At 60.1% G+C, this 24,868-nt stretch carries 36 protein-coding genes; 33 read left to right on the top strand and 3 right to left on the bottom strand.

Annotation, left to right across the window (positions count from 1 at the left end):
• Positions 1–58: 58 nt before the first annotated feature.
• The 23 genes from AC1Q6X_RS12040 to AC1Q6X_RS11930 all read left to right on the top strand — a co-directional run bounded on the left by AC1Q6X_RS12040 (position 59) and on the right by AC1Q6X_RS11930 (position 16,949).
• A complete protein-coding gene (locus AC1Q6X_RS12040) occupies positions 59–562 on the top strand; it encodes a head completion/stabilization protein (protein ID WP_492497190.1) in 504 nt (167 codons plus the stop codon).
• Positions 562–771: a tail protein X gene (locus tag AC1Q6X_RS12035; protein ID WP_492497188.1), complete on the top strand. Its 210-nt coding sequence runs from the start codon at positions 562–564 to the stop codon at positions 769–771. Before AC1Q6X_RS12040 ends, AC1Q6X_RS12035 begins: the two co-directional genes overlap by 1 nt.
• A 65-nt stretch (positions 772–836) precedes the next feature.
• Positions 837–1,208, top strand: a complete 372-nt coding sequence (locus AC1Q6X_RS12030) for a hypothetical protein (RefSeq protein ID WP_492497186.1) — start codon at positions 837–839, stop codon at positions 1,206–1,208.
• Positions 1,208–1,768 (top strand): glycoside hydrolase family 108 protein, encoded by a 561-nt coding sequence (locus AC1Q6X_RS12025; protein WP_492497184.1) that lies wholly within the window; start codon positions 1,208–1,210, stop codon positions 1,766–1,768. The genes AC1Q6X_RS12030 and AC1Q6X_RS12025 overlap by 1 nt, the downstream gene beginning before the upstream one ends.
• A complete protein-coding gene (locus AC1Q6X_RS12020; RefSeq protein WP_492497182.1) occupies positions 1,765–2,256 on the top strand; it encodes a lysis system i-spanin subunit Rz in 492 nt (163 codons plus the stop codon). The genes AC1Q6X_RS12025 and AC1Q6X_RS12020 overlap by 4 nt, the downstream gene beginning before the upstream one ends.
• Positions 2,240–2,728: a phage tail protein gene (locus AC1Q6X_RS12015; protein WP_492497180.1), complete on the top strand. Its 489-nt coding sequence runs from the start codon at positions 2,240–2,242 to the stop codon at positions 2,726–2,728. The genes AC1Q6X_RS12020 and AC1Q6X_RS12015 overlap by 17 nt, the downstream gene beginning before the upstream one ends.
• Positions 2,725–3,189, top strand: a complete 465-nt coding sequence (locus AC1Q6X_RS12010; protein WP_492497178.1) for a phage virion morphogenesis protein — start codon at positions 2,725–2,727, stop codon at positions 3,187–3,189. The genes AC1Q6X_RS12015 and AC1Q6X_RS12010 overlap by 4 nt, the downstream gene beginning before the upstream one ends.
• 86 nt (positions 3,190–3,275) lie before the next feature.
• Positions 3,276–3,959, top strand: a complete 684-nt coding sequence (locus AC1Q6X_RS12005; RefSeq protein WP_492497176.1) for a hypothetical protein — start codon at positions 3,276–3,278, stop codon at positions 3,957–3,959.
• Between the two features lie 144 nt (positions 3,960–4,103).
• On the top strand, positions 4,104–4,619 hold the full coding sequence (locus AC1Q6X_RS12000) for a RusA family crossover junction endodeoxyribonuclease (protein WP_492497174.1): 516 nt from the start codon (positions 4,104–4,106) through the stop codon (positions 4,617–4,619).
• Complete coding sequence (locus AC1Q6X_RS11995; RefSeq protein ID WP_492497172.1) at positions 4,616–5,311, top strand: hypothetical protein; 696 nt, start codon at positions 4,616–4,618, stop codon at positions 5,309–5,311. The genes AC1Q6X_RS12000 and AC1Q6X_RS11995 overlap by 4 nt, the downstream gene beginning before the upstream one ends.
• Positions 5,312–5,448: 137 nt before the next feature.
• Positions 5,449–6,093, top strand: coding sequence for a phage baseplate assembly protein V (locus AC1Q6X_RS11990; RefSeq protein WP_492497170.1), 645 nt, complete (start codon positions 5,449–5,451; stop codon positions 6,091–6,093).
• Complete coding sequence (locus AC1Q6X_RS11985) at positions 6,090–6,434, top strand: GPW/gp25 family protein (protein WP_492497168.1); 345 nt, start codon at positions 6,090–6,092, stop codon at positions 6,432–6,434. Before AC1Q6X_RS11990 ends, AC1Q6X_RS11985 begins: the two co-directional genes overlap by 4 nt.
• The gene (locus AC1Q6X_RS11980; protein WP_492497166.1) at positions 6,431–7,342 is read left to right on the top strand and encodes a baseplate assembly protein; all 912 of its coding nucleotides are present in this window, start codon (positions 6,431–6,433) and stop codon (positions 7,340–7,342) included. The genes AC1Q6X_RS11985 and AC1Q6X_RS11980 overlap by 4 nt, the downstream gene beginning before the upstream one ends.
• Positions 7,335–7,955, top strand: a complete 621-nt coding sequence (locus AC1Q6X_RS11975) for a phage tail protein I (RefSeq protein WP_492497164.1) — start codon at positions 7,335–7,337, stop codon at positions 7,953–7,955. Before AC1Q6X_RS11980 ends, AC1Q6X_RS11975 begins: the two co-directional genes overlap by 8 nt.
• A complete protein-coding gene (locus AC1Q6X_RS11970) occupies positions 7,952–9,478 on the top strand; it encodes a phage tail protein (RefSeq protein WP_492497162.1) in 1,527 nt (508 codons plus the stop codon). Before AC1Q6X_RS11975 ends, AC1Q6X_RS11970 begins: the two co-directional genes overlap by 4 nt.
• Positions 9,479–9,481: 3 nt before the next feature.
• A complete protein-coding gene (locus AC1Q6X_RS11965; protein ID WP_492497160.1) occupies positions 9,482–9,958 on the top strand; it encodes a hypothetical protein in 477 nt (158 codons plus the stop codon).
• A gap of 34 nt (positions 9,959–9,992) precedes the next feature.
• A complete protein-coding gene (locus AC1Q6X_RS11960) occupies positions 9,993–11,168 on the top strand; it encodes a phage tail sheath protein (RefSeq protein WP_492497158.1) in 1,176 nt (391 codons plus the stop codon).
• Between the two features lie 50 nt (positions 11,169–11,218).
• Positions 11,219–11,728: a phage major tail tube protein gene (locus AC1Q6X_RS11955; RefSeq protein ID WP_070289540.1), complete on the top strand. Its 510-nt coding sequence runs from the start codon at positions 11,219–11,221 to the stop codon at positions 11,726–11,728.
• 42 nt (positions 11,729–11,770) lie between these two features.
• Positions 11,771–12,079, top strand: a complete 309-nt coding sequence (locus AC1Q6X_RS11950) for a phage tail assembly protein (protein ID WP_492497156.1) — start codon at positions 11,771–11,773, stop codon at positions 12,077–12,079.
• 8 nt (positions 12,080–12,087) lie between these two features.
• Entirely contained in the window at positions 12,088–12,201 is a 114-nt protein-coding gene (locus AC1Q6X_RS11945) for a GpE family phage tail protein (protein ID WP_071650284.1), read from the top strand.
• The gene (locus AC1Q6X_RS11940) at positions 12,202–15,072 is read left to right on the top strand and encodes a phage tail tape measure protein (RefSeq protein ID WP_492497154.1); all 2,871 of its coding nucleotides are present in this window, start codon (positions 12,202–12,204) and stop codon (positions 15,070–15,072) included.
• 15 nt (positions 15,073–15,087) lie between these two features.
• Positions 15,088–15,696, top strand: a complete 609-nt coding sequence (locus tag AC1Q6X_RS11935) for a phage tail protein (protein WP_492497152.1) — start codon at positions 15,088–15,090, stop codon at positions 15,694–15,696.
• Positions 15,693–16,949 (top strand): phage late control D family protein, encoded by a 1,257-nt coding sequence (locus AC1Q6X_RS11930; RefSeq protein WP_492497150.1) that lies wholly within the window; start codon positions 15,693–15,695, stop codon positions 16,947–16,949. Before AC1Q6X_RS11935 ends, AC1Q6X_RS11930 begins: the two co-directional genes overlap by 4 nt.
• A 222-nt stretch (positions 16,950–17,171) precedes the next feature.
• Here the strand turns inward: AC1Q6X_RS11930 and AC1Q6X_RS11925 are convergent, their stop codons facing one another.
• From AC1Q6X_RS11925 to AC1Q6X_RS11915, 3 genes are all read right to left on the bottom strand, one after another.
• On the bottom strand, positions 17,172–18,662 hold the full coding sequence (locus AC1Q6X_RS11925) for an esterase/lipase family protein (RefSeq protein WP_492497148.1): 1,491 nt from the start codon (positions 18,660–18,662) through the stop codon (positions 17,172–17,174).
• Positions 18,663–18,899: 237 nt separating this feature from the next.
• A complete protein-coding gene (locus AC1Q6X_RS11920) occupies positions 18,900–19,862 on the bottom strand; it encodes a hypothetical protein (protein WP_492497146.1) in 963 nt (320 codons plus the stop codon).
• The gene (locus AC1Q6X_RS11915; RefSeq protein ID WP_492497144.1) at positions 19,762–20,205 is read right to left on the bottom strand and encodes a helix-turn-helix domain-containing protein; all 444 of its coding nucleotides are present in this window, start codon (positions 20,203–20,205) and stop codon (positions 19,762–19,764) included. Before AC1Q6X_RS11915 ends, AC1Q6X_RS11920 begins: the two co-directional genes overlap by 101 nt.
• A 79-nt stretch (positions 20,206–20,284) precedes the next feature.
• Between AC1Q6X_RS11915 and AC1Q6X_RS11910 the strand changes: the two genes are divergently transcribed.
• The 10 genes from AC1Q6X_RS11910 to AC1Q6X_RS11865 all read left to right on the top strand — a co-directional run bounded on the left by AC1Q6X_RS11910 (position 20,285) and on the right by AC1Q6X_RS11865 (position 24,868).
• Complete coding sequence (locus AC1Q6X_RS11910; protein ID WP_492497142.1) at positions 20,285–20,488, top strand: hypothetical protein; 204 nt, start codon at positions 20,285–20,287, stop codon at positions 20,486–20,488.
• Positions 20,489–20,498: 10 nt separating this feature from the next.
• On the top strand, positions 20,499–20,696 hold the full coding sequence (locus tag AC1Q6X_RS11905) for a hypothetical protein (protein ID WP_492497140.1): 198 nt from the start codon (positions 20,499–20,501) through the stop codon (positions 20,694–20,696).
• 48 nt (positions 20,697–20,744) lie between these two features.
• A complete protein-coding gene (locus AC1Q6X_RS11900) occupies positions 20,745–20,933 on the top strand; it encodes a hypothetical protein (RefSeq protein WP_492497138.1) in 189 nt (62 codons plus the stop codon).
• Positions 20,930–21,193 carry an Ogr/Delta-like zinc finger protein gene (locus AC1Q6X_RS11895; protein ID WP_046682346.1) on the top strand — a complete coding sequence of 88 codons (264 nt, stop codon included), beginning with the start codon at positions 20,930–20,932 and terminating at the stop codon, positions 21,191–21,193. The genes AC1Q6X_RS11900 and AC1Q6X_RS11895 overlap by 4 nt, the downstream gene beginning before the upstream one ends.
• A gap of 120 nt (positions 21,194–21,313) precedes the next feature.
• Entirely contained in the window at positions 21,314–21,733 is a 420-nt protein-coding gene (locus AC1Q6X_RS11890; protein WP_492497136.1) for a hypothetical protein, read from the top strand.
• 101 nt (positions 21,734–21,834) lie between these two features.
• Positions 21,835–22,212, top strand: coding sequence for a hypothetical protein (locus tag AC1Q6X_RS11885; RefSeq protein ID WP_492497135.1), 378 nt, complete (start codon positions 21,835–21,837; stop codon positions 22,210–22,212).
• On the top strand, positions 22,202–24,040 hold the full coding sequence (locus AC1Q6X_RS11880; RefSeq protein ID WP_492497134.1) for a replication endonuclease: 1,839 nt from the start codon (positions 22,202–22,204) through the stop codon (positions 24,038–24,040). Before AC1Q6X_RS11885 ends, AC1Q6X_RS11880 begins: the two co-directional genes overlap by 11 nt.
• Positions 24,037–24,189, top strand: coding sequence for a hypothetical protein (locus tag AC1Q6X_RS11875; RefSeq protein WP_175445091.1), 153 nt, complete (start codon positions 24,037–24,039; stop codon positions 24,187–24,189). Before AC1Q6X_RS11880 ends, AC1Q6X_RS11875 begins: the two co-directional genes overlap by 4 nt.
• Positions 24,183–24,578 (top strand): hypothetical protein, encoded by a 396-nt coding sequence (locus AC1Q6X_RS11870; protein WP_492497133.1) that lies wholly within the window; start codon positions 24,183–24,185, stop codon positions 24,576–24,578. The genes AC1Q6X_RS11875 and AC1Q6X_RS11870 overlap by 7 nt, the downstream gene beginning before the upstream one ends.
• The gene (locus AC1Q6X_RS11865; protein ID WP_492497132.1) at positions 24,575–24,868 is read left to right on the top strand and encodes a hypothetical protein; all 294 of its coding nucleotides are present in this window, start codon (positions 24,575–24,577) and stop codon (positions 24,866–24,868) included. Before AC1Q6X_RS11870 ends, AC1Q6X_RS11865 begins: the two co-directional genes overlap by 4 nt.

Here is a 24,868-nt window from a genome sequence, read left to right as displayed (position 1 = left end):
GCCAAACCAGCGGCCTGATGAACCCCGTCCACCGCCCCATTTTTGAAAGCGCCCCCGTATGTCCTTCATGGCCCTGCCCCCGTCAATCCCGCCCGGCACCACGCCCGCGCCGCCGGCACCGGCCGCCGGCATCATCGAGAACGACGGCTGGTTTCCCGACATCCTGCTCACCGATATGCGCGACGCCATGCGCCTGGACGGCACCGTCACCGATGCGCGCCTGGTGCAAGCCGTGGTCGAGGCCATTTTGCACGTCAACCGCGAACTGGCCGACTGGCAAGGCAAGCAGGCCGCTGCCGGATTCCTTGCATTGGGGGACGTTCCCGCAGCCAAGATCAACCGCGAATCCCGCCTGCTGGCGCAGTACCGGCGCGCCGTCTACAGCACGGCGAAGGCCGACCTGATCGAGCGTTACCGCGACTACGACAGCACGGCCACGTCCGTCAGCGACAAGAAAAGCATGGAGTGGCTCGACGAGGCGCCCGGCGCGCAGCGGCGCAACGCGCAATGGGCCATCGCCGATATGGTCGGCCGCACGCATTTGACCGTGGAATTGATCTGATGCAGGTACGCACGCAGCAGCACGATACGGTAGACGCCCTGGTGTGGCGCTACCTGGGCGACGGCGCGGGATACGTCGAGCAAACCCTGGAAGGCAATCCCGCGCTGGCGCGCCACGGCGCCGTGTTGCCGGCCGGCCTGGTCGTCACCCTGCCCGAGCCGGCGCCCAGCACGGGCCAGGTCGCGGACATCGTGCAGCTATGGGATTAACGCAGCAATCCACCATTTTCATCCTCATGAAAAATCTATCTAACTTCACCCCGGAGTATCAAGCAATGTCCGCAGAATCGTTTGGTGGTTTCGCCACCCTGGTCAAACTGTATGGCTTCAAGGCGGCGCTGGGCATGGTCGGCGCGGCCATGCTCTACATCGTGCTGCCGCCGCTGAACGCCGACGGCACCTTCAACAAGGGCGAGTTCGTCGCCCGCCTGGCCTGCGCGGGCGTGTTCTCGTGCCTGCTGGGCGGCACCGTGTATCAGCTGCTATGCGCCCAGCTCCCCGCCATCGGCGCCATAGTCAACGCTTCCGCCATCGACCTGATCGTCGGCGCGCCCGGCTGGTGGGTATCGCGCGCCGTGGCCCTGTGGTTCCAGCGCCGCAGCGACAAGGACATCGCCGAGCTGGTCAAAGATGCGAAGGAACACTGATGGCCACCACCGACAATCCACTGATCGCGCGCACCATCGACGCCATCCTGCGCGCCGAAGGCGGCTATGTGAATGACCCGCAAGACAAGGGCGGCGAAACCAATTACGGCATCACCGTGGCCGTGGCGCGCGCGAATGGCTACACGGGGCCGATGCGCGATCTGCCCGAATCCGTGGCGCGCGCCATCTACACGGCGCGCTACATCACGGAACCGAAGTTCGACCAGGTGCTGGCCCTGCATGCCGGCATCGGCGCCGAGCTGATCGACACGGGCGTGAACATGGGGCCGCACCGCGCGGCCGAGTTCCTGCAGCGCTGGCTGAACGGTTTTAATGACACGGGCGCGCGCTATCCGGCCCTATTCGTCGACGGCCGCCTGGGCGAACAGTCGCTGGGTGCGCTGGCCGCTTTTCTCAAATGGCGCGGCCAGGATGGCGCCACCGTGCTGCTGCGCGCCTTGAACGGCCTGCAGGCGGCGCGCTACCTGGACATCACCGAAGCCAACAAGAGCCAGCGCCGTTTCCTGTTCGGCTGGATCAAGGAACGGGTGGCCATGTGACGACCAGCACCTGGCGCCCGCTGGCCGCTGTTCTCCTGTGCGGCGCCATCGCGGGCTGGACGGCCCAGGGCTGGCGCAAGGATGTAGCCATCGCCGCGCTGCAGCGAACGGCCGCCACCGCGCTGGCCCAGGCCACCGCCCGCGTGCTCACCTTGGAGCGCGCCGCCGGCGCCACCCTGATGCAGCGCGCCGACCAACTTACCCAGGAGCAAACCCATGCGAAAACTGACCGCGACCGTTTTAATCTTGATGTGCGCAGCGGCGCTGTGCGCCTGTCAATCCCCGTTGCCAGCGTCCAGTGTGCCACCACTGCAGATTCCACCGCTGCCGCAAGCCATCGGCACCAAGCGCGCGCCGAACTTGACCCGGCGACTGCGGCAACTCTTGACGCCATTGCCGGCGACGGCGACGACGCCACCCGCCAGCTGAATGCCTGCATCGACGCCTACAACCTAGTACGAGACACCTACCATGTACAAACCGAATAGCCTGCGCCAGCACCTGGCCGCTGCCATCCCCGACCTGCAGCGCGATCCCGACCGCCTGCTGGTCTTCGCCGACGAGGGCAACGTGGTGGCGTCAGCCACCGCCTCCCTCTCCTTCGAATACCGCTTCAAGCTCAACCTGATCGTGACCGATTACGCGGGCGACGCCGACGCCATCATGGTGGCCCTGATCGCCTGGCTCAAAGTCCACCAGCTCGACCTGATGGCCAACGAGGACACGCGCAAGCACGGCATCGCCTTCGAGGTGGATTTCAACAACCATGAGACGGTCGACATTTCGATCAAGCTGGACCTGACCGAACGCGTGGCAGTCAAGACCGGCGAGGCGGGCCGCCTGGACATCAAGCACCTGGCCGAAATACAGCACATGCCGGCCTACGCGGACGAGTTCTGGAAGCTGTATGACGGCGACACGCTGCTGGCCGAATGGCGCACGCCCGAGGCCACGCCATGAGCGACGACCTGCACGCACTGGAAGCCTGGGCCGGCGCCCTGCTGGCCAAGCTGCAGCCGGCCCAGCGCCGCGCCATCAATCACAAGGTGGCCATCGACCTGCGCCGCAGCCAGGCGCAGCGCATCAAGGCGCAGCAAGGACCGGATGGCACGGCCTATCCAGCGCGCAAGCGGCGCAAGGAATTCAAAGGGAAGAACGGACGTATCAAGCGGCAGAAGGCGGCGATGTTTGCCAAAATTCGCACCGCAAAACACCTGAAGGTGAAGGCGACAGGCGACCAGATCGAGGTCGGGTTCTTTGGCTGGGTGGCGCGCGTGGCGCGGGTGCATCAGTTTGGCCAGCAAGATCGGATTGCTAAAGAAGGGCCCGCCTACAAGTACCCGGAGCGGTCGCTGTTGGGCTTAAGTGATAAAAACAGAACGCTGATAAGAGAATCTCTCCTACAGCATATAAAAAAATGAGTTCGCCAACGCAAATTTAAAATGACACTAATTATCAAATGAGTTAGAGTCGTAAATACTAGCCGCTGTTGGCTGCGGATGTTGCGATGGCTATTAAGATAATAAGGATGGATATGTCTGCTAATGTACAAAAACCTTCAAAAGGTGACGTAGCCCACGCTCTGGCTAAGGCTGGGCTTTCTGTTATTCCAGTTGTAGGAGGTCCAGCCGTCGAACTCTTTCAGTTATTGGTCCAGCCCCCTTTGGAGCGTCGCCGCGCCGCCTGGATGGAGCAAGTAGGTAAGAAACTTCTCGAGCTGGAAGAAAATGGATTGGACCTCTCTAAGCTGCAGGAAAACAACCAATTTATTACCGCTGTTATGCAAGCGTCATCTTCGGCCATTCGCACTCATCAGAAAGCAAAATTAGACGCTCTGAAAAATGCAATTATTCATATCGCAATAGGAGAGGCACCGGAAGAAACTTTCCAGCATCTTCTGCTAGGGTTCATTGATGAGTTCTCGGAAATGCACTTTCGAATACTCGCTTTTTCCCATGCTCCGGTTGCACCTATCGGCATGTCGATGGGAAGTCTGTCTCATGTTCTGGAGGACAATATTCCTTCTTTACGTGGACAAACCACTCTGTATAACCAATTGTGGAAAGACTTGTACGTCCGTGGATTAGTAAATACTGAAGGATTAAATACAGCCATGAGTGGTAGTGGATTGTCACAGAGCAGAACTTCGCCGATTGGCGTAACTCTTTTAAATTTTATTGCTGATACCTGAGACTACGCAAGTCTCTCCTTTCCGCCAAAATTTGATGATCAAACAGATCGTACCCGACAAACGCCACTCTGGCAGTGGCAAATCTCCATAATCTTAAAGAACTAAAACTAGTCTATATAAATTTGGATTGAGGAGAATTGAAAAGTGACGGTACCAATAGAATTTGTAGCTCTCGGCAGACCGTCATCGGTCAACGGAACCTCGGCTAAAATGCTGGTTTGGAAAGAAATAGTCAGCGATATTGGAAAAGTAGAGTTAACTCAAAAGTTCGCGCCGAATCCCATTGCACCGCCGTACACGGGCGATGTGACCGTTAAGATATTCTTCTTTCCGCCCAACGCCCAGTATACGGATATTGATAACGGACTCAAGCATACAATCGATGCGCTATGTACGCACAATAGGCCAATTCCTCCTGCAGCGCCATTCGCACCGATTCTCAGCAACGATAAAACAGTGCTTCGGATAACCTCCGAAAGATTTACACAAATCGCAGGAGCCTCGCTGCTCACTCCTGTCGGGTTGGCACCAACTTTACTTAAAGCACTGATGATCGCCAACGGGCAGGCATCAATTGCTGCCGGCGGCCCCTTCAATCCAGAGTATGCGACAGCAATTAAATTTGAACCGTATATCAATAACAATGGTGGCCTGTGGTGATTTCTAGAGAATACGAACAATATCAACTGAAGTTGATTGGGAAAAGCTACCTCGAGCGCGGCTTCACTGTTCTTTACAATGCCTCAATTAAGGGCCTTTCATATCGGTTCGATGCGCTCGCGCAAAATGAGTCCGACGAGATCATCATCATCGAACTCGTCAACAAATCTCAGAGTAACGATGCGATGAAAGAGAGGCTGAAAGCTCTGGAAGAAATATCGAATTTAATTCCAAGAGCAAAGGTTGACTTCAGGTATATAGACGTGGACGCTGGATCTTTTCAAATGATTCGTCGACTTGCGCAAGAGCCTCGCGAGCTGAATCTACAGCATGCGCTTACTGTACGACTGCCGCGACTTGCGGCCCAAGAAGACGACGCGACCCTCCCGTTCCTCAACCTTTGGCTGCTGCACGTTGCCACAATTCGCGCTTATGGTGTTTCTCTCGGCTTGAGTCAAGCGAATTCAAGAAGCCTCCTAGATCTGTACAACGAGATGTTGCAGAGCAAAGACCTTATAGCGCCAGAGGTTCTGGCGGATAGTGTAAGCCAGGATCTATTCGATCTATACGCAAAAGCACAAGGGGCAATACAAGGCGCGTTAATCAGTCGAGATACATCCGAACAACTGCGAGGCCACGTCCTAGAAATCAGAAAGCAAATTCGAAAGCAGCAGCCGCGAACATCCGTATAGTAGTGAGTCGGAAGCGGCCCTCTGCCGTGCCTTTACCGAAACTATAAGTTGATAATTACAATCTGCCAGAGTCATTAAGCCATATATCAACCCGCCCCCGCGTGCATCCGCACGCGGACTTCGGCAACATGCATTGCATGAACGCCGACCTGTCCGACATCCTCCGCTTGCTGCAAAACCTGATCCGCCTGGGCACCATTGCCGAGGTCAAAGGGGCCAAAGCGCGCGTGCGGCTCGGGCCGACACTCACCACCAAATGGCTGAACTGGGTCACGCCGCGCGCCGGCAGCACGCGCACCTGGTCGGTGCCCACCGTGGGCGAACAGGTCATCGTCTTTTCCCCGGGCGGCGACCTGACACGCGGCATCGTCCTGCCGGCCCTGTACTCGCAGGAATTTGACGCGCCCGATACCAGCGACAGCATCTACACCACGCACTACCCGGACGGCGCCGTGGTGCAGTACGACCATGCGGCCCATGCCCTGACGGCCACGCTGCCAGGCGGCACCGCCACCATCACCGCCGACAAGGTGACGTCGAACGCCCCCAGCACCATCTGCACGGGCGACCTGACCGTCATGAAAAACCTGATCGTCAACGGCGCCACCGCCCTGAACGGCGGCGTGAATGCCAAAGCCGGCGCCGCCGGCGGCGTGGCCATGGCCGTGCAAGGGACAATCAAAGCCAGCGAGGACGTGCTGGCCGGCGCCATCAGCCTGGCCAAGCACGCGCACAGCGGCGTCAAAGCCGGTGGCGACCAGTCGGGCGGGCCGCAAGCATGATGGGCATGCACGCCGCCACCGGGCGCAGCCTGACGGGCCTGGGCCACCTGCGCCAATCCGTGACCGACATCCTCACCACGCCCATCGGTTCGCGCATCCGGCGCCGCCGCTATGGCTCCGAAGTGCCCGAGCTGATCGACCAGCCCCTGAACAGCGCGACGCAGTTGCGCATCTACGCCGCCACCGCCTTTGCCCTGCGCCGCTGGGAGCCGCGTTTGCAACTGTCCAGCGTACAGCTCACGCGCGACACGGACGGCGCCATCGCGCTGCTGCTGGACGGCACGGCCAACGGCCAGGGCATCACCCTGTCCGTGCCCGTCAAACAAGGCGGCATCGTATGAGCACGCCTATCGACCTGACCCAATTGCCGGCGCCCAGCGTGGTGGAGGTGCTGGACTTCGAAGCCATCCTGGCCAGCCGCAAGACGCACCTGGTCAGCCTGCTGCCGGAAGCCGAGCGCGCCGCCGTCACGGCCCTGCTCGAGCTGGAATCGGAACCGGCCACCAAGCTGCTGGAAGAAAACGCGTATCAAGAAACCATTCTGCGCAACCGCGTCAACGAGGCCGGCAAGGCCGTCATGCTGGCGTTCGCCCTCGATGGCGACCTCGATCAGCTGGGTGCCAACGTCAACGTGGCGCGCCTGACCATCACGCCGGCCAATCCCAACGCCTTGCCGCCCGTGGCGGCTGTCATGGAAGACAACGACGCCTACCGCCTGCGCATCCAGGAAGCGCCGGATGGCCTGTCCGTCGCCGGCCCGAAAGCCTCCTATGAATTCCACGCCCGCAGTGCCGACGGCCAGGTCAAGGACGCGAGCGCCACCAGCCCCGCGCCGGCCAGCGTCACCGTCACGGTGCTGGCGAACAATGACACCGGCATCGCAGACGCCACGCTCTTGGCCACCGTGGCGCGTGCGCTCAACGCCGAGGAAGTGCGCCCCCTGGGCGACCGCCTCACCGTGCAGGCTGCCCAGGTCATCGACTACCAGATCGAGGCCACCTTGTTTATCGGCGTCGGGCCGGAAGTGCCGATCCTGCTGGACGCCGCGCGCGCCAACGCCGTGCGCGTGTCGCAGCCGCGCCGTCCGCTGGGCCACAGCATTTATCGTTCCGCCTGCAGCGCCGCCGTGCACGTCGAAGGCGTGCGCAAGGTCGTCTTGACCAGCCCGGCGGCGGACATCGAACTGGACGCCACCCAGGCCGCGCGCTGCACCGCCATCCATTTGAATGTGGTGGTGCTCGATGAATAAGCTCGTGCCTACCCTGCCGCCGAATACCACGGCGCTGGAACGCGCCATTGCCGTGGCATGCGCCGAGCTGGTCAACGTGCCTGTGCCGCTGCGTGACCTGTGGAACGCCGACCGCTGCCCCGTTGCCCTGCTGCCGTTCCTGGCCTGGGCCTGTTCCGTGGACCGCTGGGACGATGCCTGGCCCGAGTCGATCAAGCGCGGCACCATCAAGGCGTCCTATTTCATCCACAAGCACAAGGGCACGATTGCCGCCGTGCGCCGCGTGGTCGAGTCCCTGGGCTATTTGATCCGCATCACCGAATGGTGGCAGACCACGCCGCCAGGCGTGCCGGGCACCTTCCGCCTCGACGTCGGCGTGCTGGACTCGGGCATCACGGACGCCATGTTCCAGGAAATGGAACGCCTGATCGCCGACGCCAAGCCCGTCAGCCGGCATTTGACGGGCCTGGCGCTGTATCTGGAAACCCGTGGCCAGGTGCGGATCGGCTTGAGTACCTATCACGGCGATGCGATGACGGTTTATCCGTGGATCGCCGAAGAAATCGAAGTGCGCGGCACGCTATTACAAGGCGGCGCACCCCATACCATTGACACCATGACCATCTATCCATGAGCACATACTTTGCCATTCTGACGCAGGTGGGCGAGGCCAAGCTGGCCAACGCCATCGCCCTGGGCCACACCCTGAAACTGAAAAAAATGGGCGTGGGCGACGGCAACGGCGCCCTGCCGATCCCCGACCGCTTGCAAAAGACGCTCGTGCATGAAGTACGCCGCGCCGACCTGAACCAGCTCGCCATCGACCCGGCCAACGCCAGCCAGATCATCGTCGAGCAAGTCTTGCCCGAGGACGTGGGCGGCTGGTGGCTGCGCGAAATCGGCATCTACGACGAGGCGGGCGACCTGTGCGCCGTGGCCAACTGCCCGCCCAGCTACAAGCCCCTGATGGTCGAGGGCAGCGGCCGCACGCAGGTTGTGCGCGTGGTGCTGATCGTCGCCAGCACGGCCGCCATCGAACTGAAAATCGATCCGTCCGTCATCCTGGCCACACGCAAGTATGCCGACGAGCAGGATATCGAAGTGCGCGCCGAGGCGCGCGCCTATGCCGACACGCTGCTGGCGCAGCACCTGGCCGCCGCCGACCCGCACCCGCAGTACAAGCCGAAAGAGCTGATCGTCCTGAATAAATCCGTGGCCGGCAAGGTCGACGTGGTGCTCACCGAGGCGGAAGCGAAGGCCGACGTGCTGCAGTTCACGGGCGCGCTCACGGGCAATATCAACGTCATCGTGCCGGCGGCGGCGTGTAGCTGGACGGTGTGCAACAAGACCACGGGCGCCTTCAGTCTGACGTTGAAACCGGTGGACGGCGCCGGAGTCGGCATTGGCCGTGGCCAGACGCAGGCGCTATATTGCGATGGCACGACGGTTTTGCCGTGCTTGACCGAAACGAGCACGCCGCAACAGTTCGACGCATCGACCGGGCTGGCCAACATGGCGGCCGTGCAACGCGCGCTGGGCAATCGCAGCGGCGTGCGCACGTTGAGCGCGTCCTACGCCATCCAGGCGGCCGACATCGGCAAGGTGCTGTTTGTGCAAGGCGCGGAGGTTGCCACTCTGACTCTGCCGTCGCTGGCGGGCATACCAGGAGGCGCCACGCTGGAAATCGTCTCGCAGAGCCTGCTACCTGTCATCGTGCGCGGCCAGGCGGGCCAGGTCATCGTGGCCAGCAATGCCAACAACGCGCTGTCGTCGCTCGAACTCAACGACGGCGATTCGCTGGTCCTGGTCAAAATCTCGGACGGCGCCTGGCTGGCCTTGGCGGGCACGGCCCAGCTCAAGTATGCCTCCGCCTTCGTTGCCTCCCTGGCCAGCAATGGCCATCAACGCCTGCCCAGCGGCTTGCTGCTGCAGTGGGGCTATATGACCACCTCAAATACCGGGCCGTCCGTGTTCGCCTTTCCCACAGCCTTCCCGTCCGTCTGTCTGGCGGCTTGGGGAACCGGCTCTGTCCCTGGCGGTGAAATCGCCAACGTGGGCGTCGCCGGTCCGTCACGCTTCAATTGTTCCGTCTCCCTGCGGGACGCGGCAGGCAATTTCTATATTAATCCCGTCTGTATTCTGGCAATTGGAAGGTAAATCATGAAGCTCTTTTCCCCCTCCTGCTGCGGCTTTTTCGATACCAGCATCGCGGACCTGGCGATCCCTGACGACGCCCGCGAAGTGACGCCAGCGCATTACGAGGCGCTTTTTGCCGCCCAGGCGCAGGGCTTCGATATCGTTGCCGATGCCGCCGGCAATCCGGTGGCCCGGCAGCGCGCCAGTGCGCCCTTTTCCATCCTCGCCGAGCGATACCTGGAAGCGACGCGCAAGACGCGCGATGCCATCCTGAACCGCCTGGCCGGCATCGGCTTTGCGGCGATGTCCGATGGCGACAGCGCCACCGTCGCCGCGATTGCCGCCGCGCGCCTGCGTCTGCTCGACATCACCATCTGCGCCGGCGTGCTGGCCGCTGGCGACCTCGATGCGCTGCGCCTGGCCATTGCCGACGAATACGCGCAGATCGCCGCCGGCCTGCCGCAAGAGGCGCAGCGCGCCTTTACCGAAAACCTGCAGTAACCACCCGAAACTTCTTTTCTACCAGGAGAGCCACATGGCCACCGACTACCACCATGGCGTGCGCGTCATTGAAATCAACGAGGGTTCGCGCCCCATCCGCACCGTTTCCACGGCCGTGCTGGGCCTGATCGCCACGGCCGACGACGCCGACCCGGCGGCCTTCCCGCTCGACACGCCCGTGCTCGTCACCAACGTGCTGGCCGCCATGGGCAAGGCCGGCAAGACGGGCACCCTGTACCGCGCGCTGGAAGCGATTGCCGCGCAGACCAAACCCCTGACCGTCGTGGTGCGTGTGGCCAAAGGCGAGACGGAAGCGGACACCACCAGCAATGTGGTGGGCGGCGTCTCGCCCGATGGCAAATACCTGGGCGTGAAAGCCTTGCTGGCCGCGCAAAGCAAACTCGGCGTGAAACCGCGCATCCTGGGCGCGCCGGGCCTGGACACCAAGGCCGTCACCAACGCCCTGGCCAGCGTGGCGCAGCAACTGCGCAGCTTCGTGTACGCCTCCGCGTATGGCTGCAGCAACGTGGTGGCCGCCACCACCTATCGCGGCCAGTTCGGCCAGCGCGAGGTCATGATCATCTGGCCCGATTTTGTGAACTGGGATACCGCCATCGATGAGGAGGCGAGCATTTCCGCTGTGGCGTACGCCATGGGCCTGCGCGCCAAGATCGACGAGGAAACGGGCTGGCACAAGACTTTATCGAACGTGGTCGTCAACGGCCCAACCGGACTGACCCAGGACGTATTTTTCGACCTGCAAGACCCGGCCACCGACGCCGGCGTGCTCAACGCCAAGGAAGTCACCACCCTGATTAACATGGGCGGCTATCGCTTCTGGGGTTCGCGCACCTGCGAGGCGCCGGGCGGCTTCTTCTATTTCGAGAACTACACGCGCACGGCCCAGGTGCTGGCCGACACCATCGCCGAAGCACATTTCACCTTTGTCGACCTGCCCCTGCATCCGTCCCTGGTGCGCGACATGCTGGAAAGCATCAACGCCAAATTCCGCGACTTGAAATTGCAGGGCTACATCATCGACGGCCACGCCTGGTATGACGAGCAGTACAACGACAAGGACACGCTCAAGGCCGGCAAGCTGGCCATCGATTATGACTACACGCCCGTGCCGCCGCTGGAAAACCTGCGTTTCCAGCAGCGCATCACCGACCGCTACCTGGCCGACTTCGCCTCGCGCATCGCGGCTTAACCATCCCCGTGCCCGCCACGCGCGGGCGCAACTGACCACTGGAGAACACTATGGGCATGCCCCACAAACTCAAGCAATTCAACGTATTCCAAAACGGCGTGCTGTTCATGGGCATGGTGCCCGAAATCACCTTGCCCAAGCTGAGCCGCAAGATGGAAGAGTACCGCGCCGGCGGCATGAGCGGCCCCGTGTCCGTCGACTTCGGCAATGAAGCACTGTCGCTGGAATGGAGCGCTGGCGGCCTGATCGCCGAAGCCTTGAAGCAATACGGCGCGCATGCGCACGGTGCCGTGATGCTGCGCTTCGCCGGCGCTTACCAGAACGACGAAGACGGCAACGTGGCCGCCGTCGAAGTCGTCGTGCGTGGCCGCTACAAGGAAATCGACATGGGCGGCGCCAAGATGGGCGACGACACCACCCACAAGTACACCATGGCTTGCAGCTATTACAAGCTGATGATCGACGGCGCCACCGTCATCGAACTGGACTTCATGAGCGGCATCGAGAACATCGGCGGCGTCGATACCAATGCGGCCATCCGCAAGGCCAGCGGCCTGTAATCCCCCTTTTACTTTTCACCACCACCCTACAAGGACAACACCATGAACACCGAAAACAACAATCAAGCCATCATCGAACTGGACGAGCCGATCAAACGCGGCGACACCTTCATCACCTCGCTGACCGTGCGCAAGCCCAAGGCGGGCGCCCTGCGCGGCATTTCCCTGATCGAGCTGGCCAACCTGAACGTGTCGGCCCTGCAGATCGTGCTGCCGCGTATCACCGAACCGACCTTGACCGCGCACGACATCGCCAACATGGACCCGGCCGACCTGCTGGCCGTGGGCGCCGAGGTTGCCGGTTTTTTGGCGAGCAAAGCCGATCGCCTTTCGGTATCCCCGGCGAAGTAGAAGACGCCATGGCCGACATTGCCGGCGTCTTTCACTGGACGCCGGCAGCGATGGACGGCTTTACGATTGATGAACTGATGGCCTGGCGCGAACGCGCCCGGCAGCGAAGCGGAGCGGAATAGATGGCTGGTCGGGATCTGAAATTACAGGTGGTATTTGCAGCGCTGGACAAGATTACCGGCCCGCTGAAAAAAATCATGGGTGGCTCCAGCGACACGGCCAAGGCCTTGAAGGCGACCAGCGACCGCTTGCGCGAGCTGAACGCCCAGCAAAAGAACATCGGCAAATTCCGCGAGCTGCACGGCGGCCTGGACGCCACCCGCACCAAGCTGGAAGCGGCCCAGCAGAAGGTGGCCAGCCTGGCCACCAAGATGAAACAGACGGAAGCACCCACGCGCGCCATGACGCGCGAGTTGAACGCCGCCGTCAAAGCGGCCGCCGCCTTGAAGACGGCCGGCCAGCAGCAGGCCCAGCAACTGCAGGTCATGCGCGAACGCCTGGCGGGCGCCGGCATCGGCACCAAAGACCTGGCCAACCACGAGCGCACCTTGCGCCGCGAAATCGAGGCCACCAACAAAACCATGACCTTGCAGCAGCAGAAGCTGGCCAACGCCGCCGCCAAGCAGCAGCGCGTCACCAATGCCACCCAGCACGCCGACAAGCTGCGCAGCAAGGCGGGCAATATGGCCATGGCCGGCGCAGGCGCCACCGCCACGGGCGCCGTGCTGGGCGCACCTGTCGTCAAGGGGCTGAACGAGGCCAAGCACTATCAAACAGAAGTGGGCCGCGTCAACGCGCTGGGCCTGGGCGACAAAGTGTCAGCCGAGGCCGTCGCCTTCGCGCGCAACATGAAGACCTACGGCACCAGCCAGCTCGACAACCTGCAGCTGATGCGCGACGGCATGAGCGCCTTTGCCGACGTGCACCACGCGGAAATGGTCGCCCCTACCCTGGCCAAGATGAAGTTTGCCAATCACGCCTTCTTTGGTGAGGCCGAGGGCGCCGACAACGAACGCAAGTTCATGGATATGCTCAAGGTGATCGAGCTGCGCGGTGGCCTGGAGAGCAAGGAAAAGTTCGAAGCCCAGGCCAATATCGTGCAGCAGGTGATTACCGCCACGGGCGGGCGCGTCGGCCCGAATGAATGGCTGAACATGATCAAGACGGGCGGCATCGCCGCCAAGGGCTTGAAAGATGACGCCTTTTACTACCAGATGGAACCGCTGGTGCAGGAAATGAGCGGCAACCGCGTCGGCACGTCCCTGATGAGCGCCTATCAGAACTTGTACCAGGGCCGCACGACGAAACGTTCAGCCAGGAAGCTGGACGAGTTTGGCCTGATTGGAGACAAAAGCAAGGTCACGCCAGATAAAGCCGGGCAAATTGCATTCCTCGATCCCGGTGCGCTGCTGGGTTCCGAGCTGTTCCGAGAAAATCAGTTTGAGTGGATGGAAAAGGTGCTGTTGCCGCAACTGGCAAAAAAAGGCATCACGGAAAAGAAACAGGTGCTCGATGCCATCGGCAGCATCTTTTCCAACCGCACGGCGTCGAACCTGTATTCGCAGATGTATTTGCAGCGCGGGCAAATCCACAAGAACGAAAAGCTCAACCGTGGCGCCGCCGATATCGGCCGGCTGGAAAAGCTGGGCCGCGACTCGGCCGCCGGCAAGGAACTGGAGGCGCAGTCGAAGCTGGCCAACTTGAAACTGACCATGGGCGAAAAAATCCTGCCGCTGTATGCGCAGGGACTGGAAATGGCGATTTCCGCCGTCACACGCCTGAATGGCTTCATGGAACGCAACCCGACCGTGGCCAAGATCATGATTACCGCTTTTGCCGTGCTGGCCGGTCTGCTGCTGGTGCTCGGCCCGCTGATGCTGGGCATTGCCGCCCTGATCGGCCCGTATGCCATGCTGCACGTCATGTTCGCCAAGATGGGCGTGACGGGCGGCGTGCTCACACCCATCTTGCGCGGCCTGGGTGGCGCCTTCATGTGGGCCGGCCGCGCCGTGCTGTGGCTGGGCCGCGCCTTGATGCTCAATCCAATTGGCCTGGCCATCACGGTCATCGCCGGCGCCGCCTACCTGATCTATAAATACTGGGAGCCGATCAAGGCGTTTTTCAGCGGCATCTGGTCGCACGTCAAGACCGCCTTTGCCGGCGGCATAGGCGGCGTCAGCAGCCTGATCGTCAACTGGTCACCGCTGGGCCTGTTCTATCGCGCCTTCGCGGGCGTGCTGGGCTGGTTCGGCATCGCGCTGCCAGCCAAATTCAGCGAGTTTGGCGCCAGCATCCTGCAGCGCATCACCGCATCCTGGGAACCTATCGCCGCCTTCTTCGCCGATATCTGGGCGCGCCTGCGCACGGTTTGCGCGGGCGGCCTGGGCAGTATCACAGCCCTGATTATCAACTGGTCGCCCGTCGGCATGTTCTATCAGGCGTTCGCGGGCGTGTTGAGCTGGTTCGGCATCCAGCTGCCGGCCCAGTTCACGGAATTTGGCGCCAATATCCTGCGCGGCCTGGTCAACGGCATCACCGGGTCCATGGGCGCCGTCAAGGACGCCATCAGCAATGCCGGTTCCAGCACCATTGGCTGGTTCAAGGAAAAGCTGGGCATCCACAGTCCGAGCCGCGTGTTTGCCCAGCTCGGCGACTACACCATGCAGGGGCTGGCCGTGGGCCTGGACCGCAGCGAGGGCGCGCCGATTGCCAAGGTATCGGGCATGGCGCAGCGCCTGACGCAACTGGGCGCCGGCATCGCCATCGGCACGGCCACGGCGTTACCCGCCAGCGCCTTCGACACGCGCGCGCCGCTGGCCCAGGGCGGGTTTGGTGCCGGAATGACCGTCCAGGGCGACAAGATCGAAATCACCTTCCATGTGCAGGCCGGCACCGATCCCCAAGCCATCGCGCGCGCGGTGAGCGTGGCGCTCGATCAGCGCGACCGCGAAAAGGCGGCGCGCATCCGCTCGTCCCTGCGCGACCACGATTAAGAAAGAAAAACCACCATGATGATGATTTTAGGAATGTTCGTCTTCAGCCTGCCCACGCTGGCCTATCACGAGCTGCAGCGGCAAACGGAATGGAAGCACGCCAGCACGGCCCGCGTGGGCCTGCGCGATGCGCACCAGTACGTGGGGCCAGGCGACGACACGATTACCCTGTCGGGCTGGGTGGCGCCGGAACTGACCGGCTCCCTGTATTCGCTCGATGCGCTACGCATGATGGCCGATACCGGTAAATCGTGGATTTTGATCCAGGGCACGGGCCGCATTCTCGGCTCCTACCGCATCACCAGCATGACCGAGGGCCGCACCATTCTGGACGGCAGCGGCGGCGCGCGGCGCGTCGAGTTCTCGATTGCGCTCAAGCGCGACGACGACGGCGTGCTGGCCATGGTCGGCCTGGGCGACATCGGCGACCTGAAAAACATGCTCAGCATCGACGGCATGACCAGCAGCATTGCCGGCGCGGCAAAGAACGCCGTGGGCAGCGTGGTGGGCAATGTGATCGGCGGCATCACGTCGAAATACGGCGGCGTGGTCAGCGAGATGAAAGACAAGATTGGCGCCAGCATCAGCAGCGCCATCGGCAGCGCGGCGGACAAGTTCAAATGAGCGAGCATATCCCCGCCTTCAAGGTCAGCATCGAGGACAAGGATTTGACCGCCATCGTGTCACCGCGGCTGATCAATCTGACGTTGACCCTGTGCCGTGGCGACGAGAGCGACCAGCTCGACATTGCACTGGACGACAGCGACGGCAAGCTGGCCTTACCGCCGCGCGGCGCGCAGATCGCCCTGGCGCTGGGCTGGCAAGCGTCCGGCTTGGTGGACATGGGCAAGTTCACCGTCGACGAGGTGGAGCACAGCGGCGCGCCCGACACCATCACCCTGCGCGCCAGGTCGGCCAACCTGATCGACACCTTCAAACAGCAACAGGAACACAGCTTTCACAAGACCACCCTGGGCGCCATCATCGAGGCGATTGCCTTCCGCAACGAGTTGGCGTCGGGCGTGTCGGCGCGCCTGCGCGACACGGCCATCGAGCACATCGACCAGACCCACGAAAGCGACGCGGCCTTCCTGCGCCGGCTGGGCAGGAAATACGACGCGGTGGCCACCGTCAAGAACGACACCCTGCTCTTCATCCCCATCAACCAGAGCCGCACCGCCAGCGGCAAGGCGCTGCCCGTCATCCCCATCACGCGCGCCTTGGGCGACGGCCACCGCTACCACAGCGCCGAAAGCGACGCCTACACGGGCGTGCGCGCCTTCTGGCACGACGAGCGCTACGCGCGCCGCCGCAGCGTCGTGGCCGGCGTGCCCGGCAACAGCAAGCGCCTGCGCACCACCTTTGCCAACGAAACGGACGCACGCACGGCGGCCGTGGCCGAATGGCAGCGCATCCTGCGCGGCCTGGCCACCTTCGAAATGAGCCTGGCCCTGGGCAACCCGGCCGTGTTCCCGCAATCGCCCGTGACGGTGAAGGGCTTCAAGCCCGAGATCGACGCCACCGAATGGCTATCGGTCAAGGTCACGCACAGCCTGGGCGGTAATGGATTTACCACGCGGGTGGAGTTTGAAACGAAAACAGAAGCGGTCGAAGCCGAGCGCGAGGACGAGAAAGACCCGGACGAAGGCGTCACGGGCGTGGTGGCCAAGTGGAAGGACGTGGCGGCGAAGAAGAAAAAGACGGGGCAGGAATTGGCAGGTGCCACGGGTACGCTCAAGACGCTGGAGCATCTTTACAAGAGCAAGAGCGGCGCCAAGCGGGCGGCAAAACTGGCGTGGGAGCGCATCAAGGAGGTACGCGAGATCATTCGTGAGAACAGCGAGGTTCCTGAAATTTTGAAACTGACACGGAGATAACGTGACAAACGTTGAAGTACTCTATCGACCAATTTATATTTGAAATTTATATTTTTATCTCCCAACATTTCAGCCCCGTACAAGCTTCCCTGAGCGCCGTTCTATATTTCATAGTAGATACAATCCCAACTTTCAGTAGCTCCTTTTCATACAAGTTGTGAAAAGGGTCCGCTAAATGCTAGCTTTATGTATATTTCGTTGTATTCGCATACCCAACCGAGTTCAAATCGAAGAGGTTTGCTTGATCCGCAAGCACAACAAATCCGTTACTTTCGATGTCACGTGCTCATTTCCGACAACGTCCGAATGTCTGTGCCAACTTGTGCGCGATTCAGGCAGTTCAACTTCCAATATCGTTGCTTCAGGGATGTTCGCGCAAATATGTACAGAATGCACTAACCGCGCGTGCAAAGGCAGTCCGGCTAGAAGGCATATTACCGAGCGACGGTTGTCTCGAGTCATTGCGTCCCAGTCTACAAGCTGCGAGAGGTCAGACAACAAATTTTTGATATCTTTTAGTGCAGAAACAGGAAAAACACTGACGAGAGCTCTAATCAATAGAGCATACACAAAAAAGACAAAACATCCTTGAAGCGCCTGCAGAGTAATATTTTTCTTATAATTATCCAGAATCTCAAAGATAGTAGAAACTTCTGGAAAAGCATATACATGTGCAACAAAAATAACACATAAAAAATAATAAGGTATCGCCCATTTTTTGATTGCGGGGAATTGGATCGCATTCTGCTTCATAAAGGCAATCGAGCTTTTTGCCTGCGAGAAATCGCTCCTAGCTGCATCTACTAGCTGCTCGACGATAGGATCTCCCTTAACCTGCACACAGAAAACTGATGCGCCGTTATTCCCTGGATTGGGTAAGGATATGTTCATTAGTGGTTTATCTATTGATTGGAGTAAGCGAACGACGACAGAACCGGAATAGAAAAGGAAACTTCCTATTCCGGCAAAGAATGCATAAGCATCCCAGCCAGTCTTTGGCTCAGTTATTCCAACGATCCCATTTGCGGAATAAACCATATAGATTGTGTAAGCAAGCCAAATTATTGTCGGAAATAAGAATGCACGTGTAAACAGCGCAAGCGCACCGGCTGCTATCTGTTCATTTCCGAGCTTACTGGTTGAGACAAATGGCGCTGCTAGAGTTATAACGTCACTAACTAGTGGATTTTCACCCGCCAGTGCTGCAACATGTCCCCCATACGAGTGACCAATCAAGACAACTTGCTGCACACCATTACATTCTTTATTAAGCCAATCACGCAGGAACATAACAGCTTCGCGTCGAGCGCTCTCACTGTTGCTCGCGTGCCACTGGAATTTATATACCGCATAACCACATTTTTCCAGATTGTCGAAATAATTCTGCCACCGAGACCAGTCATACTGCCTGGGGCTCCACGTTCCGGGAATAATTACAACGCGAAATGGCGAAGAATTACCAGTATCATGGGGATTAATTTCGAGAGGGATTTTTTTTATGTACAATAGATTGCGGAAGAAACTTACAAGCGAGAACGTAACGGCCTTGGAATGAAGATACAAGTACGACCCTAAGTTGGGAAGTCCCTTGACTGCACCAAAAGTAATGTGAAAAGAAAGGGCAAGCAGCGCACCTAAGATAGCAACTGGAATACCGTATACAATGGAGTGAAGAAGCACGGGAAGAATCTGTTCAAGATAGGAAGAAATCATTATTATAGTGATGGTCGATGAGATATTTTATCGGGTTTGAGGGTCAGGTCTGCCATTCCGACACAGGCCCAGCTATGCGAATTTGCAAGCCGACGTCTCTACGTAAGCTCAGCGTCAATACGCATACGCAGCATAGTGAGTCGTGCCGTATTTACAATTAGTACATCACAATTTGCTGTGATTCTAGACGCCAAGTCTGAGATCGTGTCCAAATAGCAGACCTGACCCCGCCATCGTTCAGCTTTCCGCAATTCGTTCTATAAAATCAGACTCCGAAATAACATCAATCCCCATCGATTCTGCTTTGCTCAGTTGCACGCTCCCAGCGAGCGGGCCAGCGATCAAAATATCCAGGGAAACGCTAAACCCTCCGCGTACCTGCCAACCGGCCACCCTCGCCATTGACTCCAATCCACAGCGCTTAGCATCACGAAAACCTACAAAATATGCCGCTGTCTGCCACTGCTTCTGATTGGCCCTACCCACTGGATAGACTTTAATGCCAACTGGACGATGGGAGGCCCCATCAGTAACGAGTCTGTTGTTGGGAAGGAGGCGCATCGCACTCGCCCACCTCCCGGTACGTTGAACTTCTCCTGTCCTTAGCGAAGTCACCTTGCCACGAATACGCCGCAAAGAAAAAGTTCGTTTTCCCTGCCTTGCATGGCAATAACCTTCCAAATAATCCGCATCAACTGCCCACACTGAGACTTTCCGAGTTACATAGCCCAAACCGTCCCGCCTCGGATACGAAAACTGAATTTCGTCGACATCTCCTGCTTCGCCTCGTGGCCCTCTCTTCGACTTTTTCTTTGCGCGTGATGGAACTTGAGCAGGTTGCACCTCAACTGCGACTTGCTTGAGTTGTGGAATATTCTCACTAGCCGAAGGAACTTTTTGCGGAGCTGCAATCCGCTCGGTTAGGCATGGAGGCTTTCTCACCTTTGCGCTTGATATGCATAGTTGAATATGTCGCCAAAGGGAGGCGCCCGGCTCGCCAGCGTCAATCGCTCGCTTCCGAGGATTCCAGCTGCTGAAAATTATGCAAAGCAAACAAGCAGCAATTACAATAAGCATAAGAACGTAAATCATTTGCAGACTATTTTTCCTTTTTTCGTCCGCTGCCGGCAACATTAAAAGTCTGCGGCCCAATGATGTTCCCCACGAAATTTTGCCCAATCGTGCCATGGGTTTCAACATGTGGGGCATTCCCTGCGGAAGATGCTGGGGGCGTTGGCAGGCGCATGCCACCAATCATTCCAAGAACGCCAGCTCGTCCACGCGCATCTAGGTTCCGGAAACCAGAAACTAGTTCACTTTCATCCGCACTGAGCACCGCAGCTGAAACGCTGCCAGTCATCACATACCAAACGTCTACACCAATTTCTAACAGCGCACACAAATAGACCGCATCCGGAGATCGCTCATCTTTTTCATACGAAATTTGAGCGCGTTTTTTGACCCCGCCAACCGCTGCGAAGTCATCTTGATTCATGCCTAAACGCTGACGCTCTTGCTTTAATCTTTCACCAAACATGCTCATACTCACATCTTTTTGTTGACTAGTGCGCTTTTGGACACTATAGTTACGCCATCCTGTAGCGATTACACATCATAACATTATGAAAAACGTATCCAATGCCAGGCGTACTGCCAAAGGCATCACTTCTAAGCCACTTGGCGTCCGTCTGACGTCTGACGAGGTATGCGAAGTCGAAGGCTACGCAGAGAAACTTGACCGGTCCCGCGCTTGGTTCCTCCGCTTCCTGATCCTGCGCGGCCTCGCCGACTACAAACGCGAAATCGAATTTCAACCCCTCAACTAAGGACGATGCCATGTATCCCGATGCAAAACGTATCCGTAGCCATAAAGTCATGTTGCGCCTGGATGAATATGAGCACCAGCTCGTTTCATCGATCGCCAATTACCAGGGCGAAGAATTGGCCGTGCTGGTGCGCCAGATCGTCATGCGTGAAGCCCTTGCCACCATTGCCGCAGACAACATCGACAGCGTACAGCGTTGCAGCGCTTAAACCGAGTCCCTAAATAGTAACTTTTGAGTAACTAAAAAGCTGTCGAACATGCCCGATCACGAAATCACCATCAACGATGAAGAGCGCGAATTGCTTGAGCGCTTACGTCAGCGGCAAGGACTAGCCAGTATCGAGCAGGCCGCTGAATGGCTCGTTAAATCGCGCTTACGCAAGCAGTCGAAAAACATGACGGGTCGCGGTCGCGCCCTGTACCAAGTGGAAAGAAAGCTGAAATGAGAGTCATCGGCCTGCCCTGCCCGCATTGCGAATACACCGTCCGCGCCGTCAAGAGCCGCACGATGTCCGCCATGTTCAAGGAAATCACCTACATGTGCCAGAACCCCGACTGCGGGCACTCCTTCGTGGCAGGCCTGGAAGTACTGCGCACCCTCTCGCTGTCCGCCATGCCCAAGCCGGATATTCGCATCCCGATGTCCCAGCATGCGCGCGCGGCAGCCACCAGCCAGCTGGCCTTGGACCTGACTGCGGGCTGCTGATGACTATCCCGATCCTCGCGCCGCCGTAACCCGGCCGCTGTAACTCCCCTCTTTTGCTGTGCCCTGCAGCGCTCCCTTTTGAGCGTGCGGGATTCGTTCAACCTGAAATAAGGAAAACCGATGGAAAACACGCTGCACGCCACCCGTCACGCCGACATCCCGGCAATGCCGAAACCGGGCCGTCCGGCCCTTGAAAAATGTGTCGTACCTGTCGCGCCAACCTGTTTCCTGTTGCTGGCCAATGCTCAGACTCGCACCCGCACTCCTGACAGCATTGCCGTGCTGTCCGATTATCTCCGTGAGATCGTCAAGACCTATCACGCCTACGGTGCGACCAATCTGACCTTCATCATCAGCGATCTGCAGGCGCTGCAGCATGGCGGCTTCTTCTTGCCAGACAGCCAGCGCGCCCTGGTAGGTGGCTTGCCCATCGAGCTGCGCTACTTGTTCGCCAGCGAATCGGGCGTCGTGCAATGCACCAGCTCGTCGCGCACGCTGACTTACTGGGCCAAGTATTTTGCCAAGGAAGTGGCACGCTGATGCTGCGCCTGGCCAAAACCTGCGGCATCTGGCTGCTGTCGCTCCTGATCGTCATTACCCCCGGCGTGCTGCGGGCCATTGGCTTCATCAAGGACTGAACCATGCCGGCGTCCCTTATCGACAATCACCTGTCGTTCCTGCCAGCGACGGCTATCCTCGCCGCCCGTGACAGGGACGTGCCGACGCCCCCAGGGGCGCCGGAGGCACTGGCAGCCATCGCTGCGGCGAAAGCCAGCCTGGCCGAGCGGGCCAGCTTGCGCGCCATCGAGCAGCGGCGTGCTAGCGAGGCGCGCTTTATCGCCCAGGCCTGGGGATTGTCCCCGCGTGGCGCGCGCCGCTCCGTGTTGATCGCCGCCGGCATGGACGCCGACCGCTGGGAATCGCCCATCCACTCATTTACCGAAGCAGAGCGCATCGCGCTGCGCGCCGCCACCTCTGCCGCTATCCGTGTGTACGAAAGACTGTTGAATGCAATCTAAACAAATCCTGCTGCCTGCCCCGCAACGCCACGAAGCCTTCTTGCGTTCCGCCCACTTCGCGCCCGAGCTGGCCCGCATTCCCTACAAATGGCGCAACCGCGTCATCACGGCCGCCATGGCCAAGATGGCCTGGTCGTCCTGGTACAAAATCTATGAATCCGTCGCCACCAGCTTTGTGCGCCAGTTTGCCGAACAGTATGTGCCGGCCGGCGTCGACCTGTCGCAGAGCGATGCCGATATCGTGGCCACCGCCGAGCGCGCGGCGGCCGGCGTGAGCAAAATGCTGTGGATGGCCGTGTCCGACACGCACGCCCTGCAGATCATGGAAGACGAATGCGCCTCGTATGGCGTCGAGCTGCCCGAGTTCGACACGATGACCGACACCATCGCCCGCCTGGTGGATGCCCGCTGGTGGCGCCGCCAGTTGCGCAAGCGCGTCAAGCGCGCCTTTGAAGCGGGCAATATCCGCCTGGGCTATGTGAAATACAGCGGTGAACCCTACGCCAGCAATGACGCCGTGCTGTCGCGCCTGGCGCAGAACCGGCGTAATGCGGCAGCGCTGGCCGCCACCCTGGTGCAGAACGAGAACGGCCAGCAATTCAGCATTGCCGAGCTGGCCGAGAAGACCACTGCCAACAAGGCCATACGGCGCGGCGAGCTGATGTTGCGCATCAACGGCTTCGAGCAGATCGCCCGCGAGTGCGGCGACCAGGGCATTTTCATCACCTGGACGTGCCCATCACGCTTTCACGCCATGCAGCACAGCGGCAAGCCCAACGAAAAGTTCGACGGCTCCACGCCACGCGAGGCCAATGCATATTTAGGCAAGATGACATCGCTGTGCCGCTCCGCGCTGGCGCGCCGGGGCATCGGCCTGTACGGCTTTCGCATTGCAGAGCCGCACCACGACGGCTGTCCGCACTGGCATCTGCTGCTGTTCGTGCGCCCCACCGCGAAATACAAGACCGTCCACCTGCAGGACGTGGTCGGCCGCGCCATCCGCATCATGAAGCGCTACGCCTGGCGCGTGGACCGTGGCGAACCGGGCGCCTTCGCGCGCCGCCTGGACGTGAAACGCATCGACTGGGCCAAGGGCAGCGCCGCCGGCTATATCGCCAAGTACGTGGCCAAGAACATCGACGGCGTGGCCGAGCACAAAACCAAGGAAGGCTATGTCGTCGCGGCCGACACCGAAGGCGATGTCGAGCTGACGCCATCGGCGCGCGTCGAGTCCTGGGCCGCGTGCTGGGGCATCCGCCAATTCCAGCAATGGGGCGGTGCGCCCGTCACCGTGTGGCGCGAGCTGCGCCGCATCGAGGAAAGCATGCTCAACGAGGCCCCAGCCGCCATGCGCCGCGCCTGGGACGCCGTGCAGAAGATCGACGGCGAAAAGCGCGCCTGCTGGGCCGAGTACCTGCGCGCCCAGGGCGGCGCCCTGGTGCCGCGCAAGGAACTGGTCGTCACCCTGGCCAAGGACGAAAAGACCGTCATCGGGCGCTACGGCGAAACGCAGCGCATCACGCCCTACGGCGTGCGTTGCAGCGACCTCATCGGCGTGGTCTTCAAGTCCGTGCGCCATACGTGGACGCCGGTACAGGCCACAGGCGCTCGCGGGGTGGCTGTTGGGGTTGCCGTTCCTCGGACTCGTGTAAATAACTGTACGCACCCCGACCGCCCTGCCCCGGCCACGCCAGCGGCGGCGCCCGCGCCCAATCTGTCCGACGAGGCAAAAACAGCGGTCATTGCCGCTTGGGCGGCCGTCAACGCCTGCCCGTATCCCAGGCTGATCGTCCCTGACTCGCCGCACCTTGAAGGGGATGGCACATGAGCACCTTTGCCGTGATCGTTCGCACGCAAACCGAACGCTTTGAATTTTTCGAGGTTGCCGCATCCAGCGGCGACGTGATCGACGCCGCCATCGACCGCTACGGCGTGTGCGGCGTTACCGCCAAACTGAAAGGAGCACCGCAATGCTGAACACTTTGACAATATCCAACAATCAGGCCGACGAGGCCCGCAATGCACTGAGACAGCGTAGAGCCTATCTGTCCGGATTGCGGTCTTCCGACGATGTGAAAATCGCTCTGCAACTTGAGATGATTGCCGACGTAGATGCGTCGCTGGCCCTTCTTGACATTCAAGGCAGGAAAAACTGCAACGAACGCACTGTCGCGGTAGGTGATCGCGTAAGTTTCGACAGCGACGAGGGCTACCAGGCCGGCACCGTCAGCGACCTGCGCCGCGACGTGGGCAATGGCGAGCTGCACGCCTGGGTAGAGCTGGACCACCAGTGGCCTGGCATGTTCCGCGCGGTGCCACTGTCGGCCATCGTTTCCATCCGCCCTGCCCTGTTGGTGGCCGCATGAACGATACCGCAACGCTCGACATGTTCCCGCCAGAGGTTCGCGCACCGCGTAAACCAATCACCAGCGCAGATCGTGAGGCGGCACGCGTGCTGCGCGCACAGAAGCTGGCTGAGAAACACGAGGCGAAGCGCTGGGTAGTGGTAGAGAACCCTGGAACGGTGGACGAATACGTTTGGGACCATTGCAGGTGCGGCACATACCACGAGGCATTGCGAATGGGCAGCGACTGCGGAGTGAGATTCGATGTGATGTTCAGACTGCCAGACGGCAGTTTGACCACGGAGTTTTAA

Source organism: Janthinobacterium sp. GW823-FHT06H09 (assembly GCF_058794735.1).
The sequence above is the reverse complement of the archived record's forward strand: the minus strand, read 5'-3'. Positions and strand labels throughout refer to the sequence as shown.

Coding starts and splice junctions, on each gene's coding strand:
- AC1Q6X_RS12040 (WP_492497190.1), top strand. CDS start 59: ATGTCCTTCATGGCCCTGCCCCCGTCAATCCCGCCCGGCACCACGCCC.
- AC1Q6X_RS12035 (WP_492497188.1), top strand. CDS start 562: ATGCAGGTACGCACGCAGCAGCACGATACGGTAGACGCCCTGGTGTGG.
- AC1Q6X_RS12030 (WP_492497186.1), top strand. CDS start 837: ATGTCCGCAGAATCGTTTGGTGGTTTCGCCACCCTGGTCAAACTGTAT.
- AC1Q6X_RS12025 (WP_492497184.1), top strand. CDS start 1,208: ATGGCCACCACCGACAATCCACTGATCGCGCGCACCATCGACGCCATC.
- AC1Q6X_RS12015 (WP_492497180.1), top strand. CDS start 2,240: ATGTACAAACCGAATAGCCTGCGCCAGCACCTGGCCGCTGCCATCCCC.
- AC1Q6X_RS12010 (WP_492497178.1), top strand. CDS start 2,725: ATGAGCGACGACCTGCACGCACTGGAAGCCTGGGCCGGCGCCCTGCTG.
- AC1Q6X_RS12005 (WP_492497176.1), top strand. CDS start 3,276: ATGGCTATTAAGATAATAAGGATGGATATGTCTGCTAATGTACAAAAA.
- AC1Q6X_RS11990 (WP_492497170.1), top strand. CDS start 5,449: ATGAACGCCGACCTGTCCGACATCCTCCGCTTGCTGCAAAACCTGATC.
- AC1Q6X_RS11985 (WP_492497168.1), top strand. CDS start 6,090: ATGATGGGCATGCACGCCGCCACCGGGCGCAGCCTGACGGGCCTGGGC.
- AC1Q6X_RS11980 (WP_492497166.1), top strand. CDS start 6,431: ATGAGCACGCCTATCGACCTGACCCAATTGCCGGCGCCCAGCGTGGTG.
- AC1Q6X_RS11975 (WP_492497164.1), top strand. CDS start 7,335: ATGAATAAGCTCGTGCCTACCCTGCCGCCGAATACCACGGCGCTGGAA.
- AC1Q6X_RS11970 (WP_492497162.1), top strand. CDS start 7,952: ATGAGCACATACTTTGCCATTCTGACGCAGGTGGGCGAGGCCAAGCTG.
- AC1Q6X_RS11965 (WP_492497160.1), top strand. CDS start 9,482: ATGAAGCTCTTTTCCCCCTCCTGCTGCGGCTTTTTCGATACCAGCATC.
- AC1Q6X_RS11960 (WP_492497158.1), top strand. CDS start 9,993: ATGGCCACCGACTACCACCATGGCGTGCGCGTCATTGAAATCAACGAG.
- AC1Q6X_RS11955 (WP_070289540.1), top strand. CDS start 11,219: ATGGGCATGCCCCACAAACTCAAGCAATTCAACGTATTCCAAAACGGC.
- AC1Q6X_RS11950 (WP_492497156.1), top strand. CDS start 11,771: ATGAACACCGAAAACAACAATCAAGCCATCATCGAACTGGACGAGCCG.
- AC1Q6X_RS11945 (WP_071650284.1), top strand. CDS start 12,088: ATGGCCGACATTGCCGGCGTCTTTCACTGGACGCCGGCAGCGATGGAC.
- AC1Q6X_RS11940 (WP_492497154.1), top strand. CDS start 12,202: ATGGCTGGTCGGGATCTGAAATTACAGGTGGTATTTGCAGCGCTGGAC.
- AC1Q6X_RS11935 (WP_492497152.1), top strand. CDS start 15,088: ATGATGATGATTTTAGGAATGTTCGTCTTCAGCCTGCCCACGCTGGCC.
- AC1Q6X_RS11930 (WP_492497150.1), top strand. CDS start 15,693: ATGAGCGAGCATATCCCCGCCTTCAAGGTCAGCATCGAGGACAAGGAT.
- AC1Q6X_RS11925 (WP_492497148.1), bottom strand. CDS start 18,662: ATGATTTCTTCCTATCTTGAACAGATTCTTCCCGTGCTTCTTCACTCC.
- AC1Q6X_RS11920 (WP_492497146.1), bottom strand. CDS start 19,862: ATGTTGAAACCCATGGCACGATTGGGCAAAATTTCGTGGGGAACATCA.
- AC1Q6X_RS11915 (WP_492497144.1), bottom strand. CDS start 20,205: ATGAGCATGTTTGGTGAAAGATTAAAGCAAGAGCGTCAGCGTTTAGGC.
- AC1Q6X_RS11910 (WP_492497142.1), top strand. CDS start 20,285: ATGAAAAACGTATCCAATGCCAGGCGTACTGCCAAAGGCATCACTTCT.
- AC1Q6X_RS11905 (WP_492497140.1), top strand. CDS start 20,499: ATGTATCCCGATGCAAAACGTATCCGTAGCCATAAAGTCATGTTGCGC.
- AC1Q6X_RS11900 (WP_492497138.1), top strand. CDS start 20,745: ATGCCCGATCACGAAATCACCATCAACGATGAAGAGCGCGAATTGCTT.
- AC1Q6X_RS11895 (WP_046682346.1), top strand. CDS start 20,930: ATGAGAGTCATCGGCCTGCCCTGCCCGCATTGCGAATACACCGTCCGC.
- AC1Q6X_RS11890 (WP_492497136.1), top strand. CDS start 21,314: ATGGAAAACACGCTGCACGCCACCCGTCACGCCGACATCCCGGCAATG.
- AC1Q6X_RS11885 (WP_492497135.1), top strand. CDS start 21,835: ATGCCGGCGTCCCTTATCGACAATCACCTGTCGTTCCTGCCAGCGACG.
- AC1Q6X_RS11880 (WP_492497134.1), top strand. CDS start 22,202: ATGCAATCTAAACAAATCCTGCTGCCTGCCCCGCAACGCCACGAAGCC.
- AC1Q6X_RS11875 (WP_175445091.1), top strand. CDS start 24,037: ATGAGCACCTTTGCCGTGATCGTTCGCACGCAAACCGAACGCTTTGAA.
- AC1Q6X_RS11870 (WP_492497133.1), top strand. CDS start 24,183: ATGCTGAACACTTTGACAATATCCAACAATCAGGCCGACGAGGCCCGC.
- AC1Q6X_RS11865 (WP_492497132.1), top strand. CDS start 24,575: ATGAACGATACCGCAACGCTCGACATGTTCCCGCCAGAGGTTCGCGCA.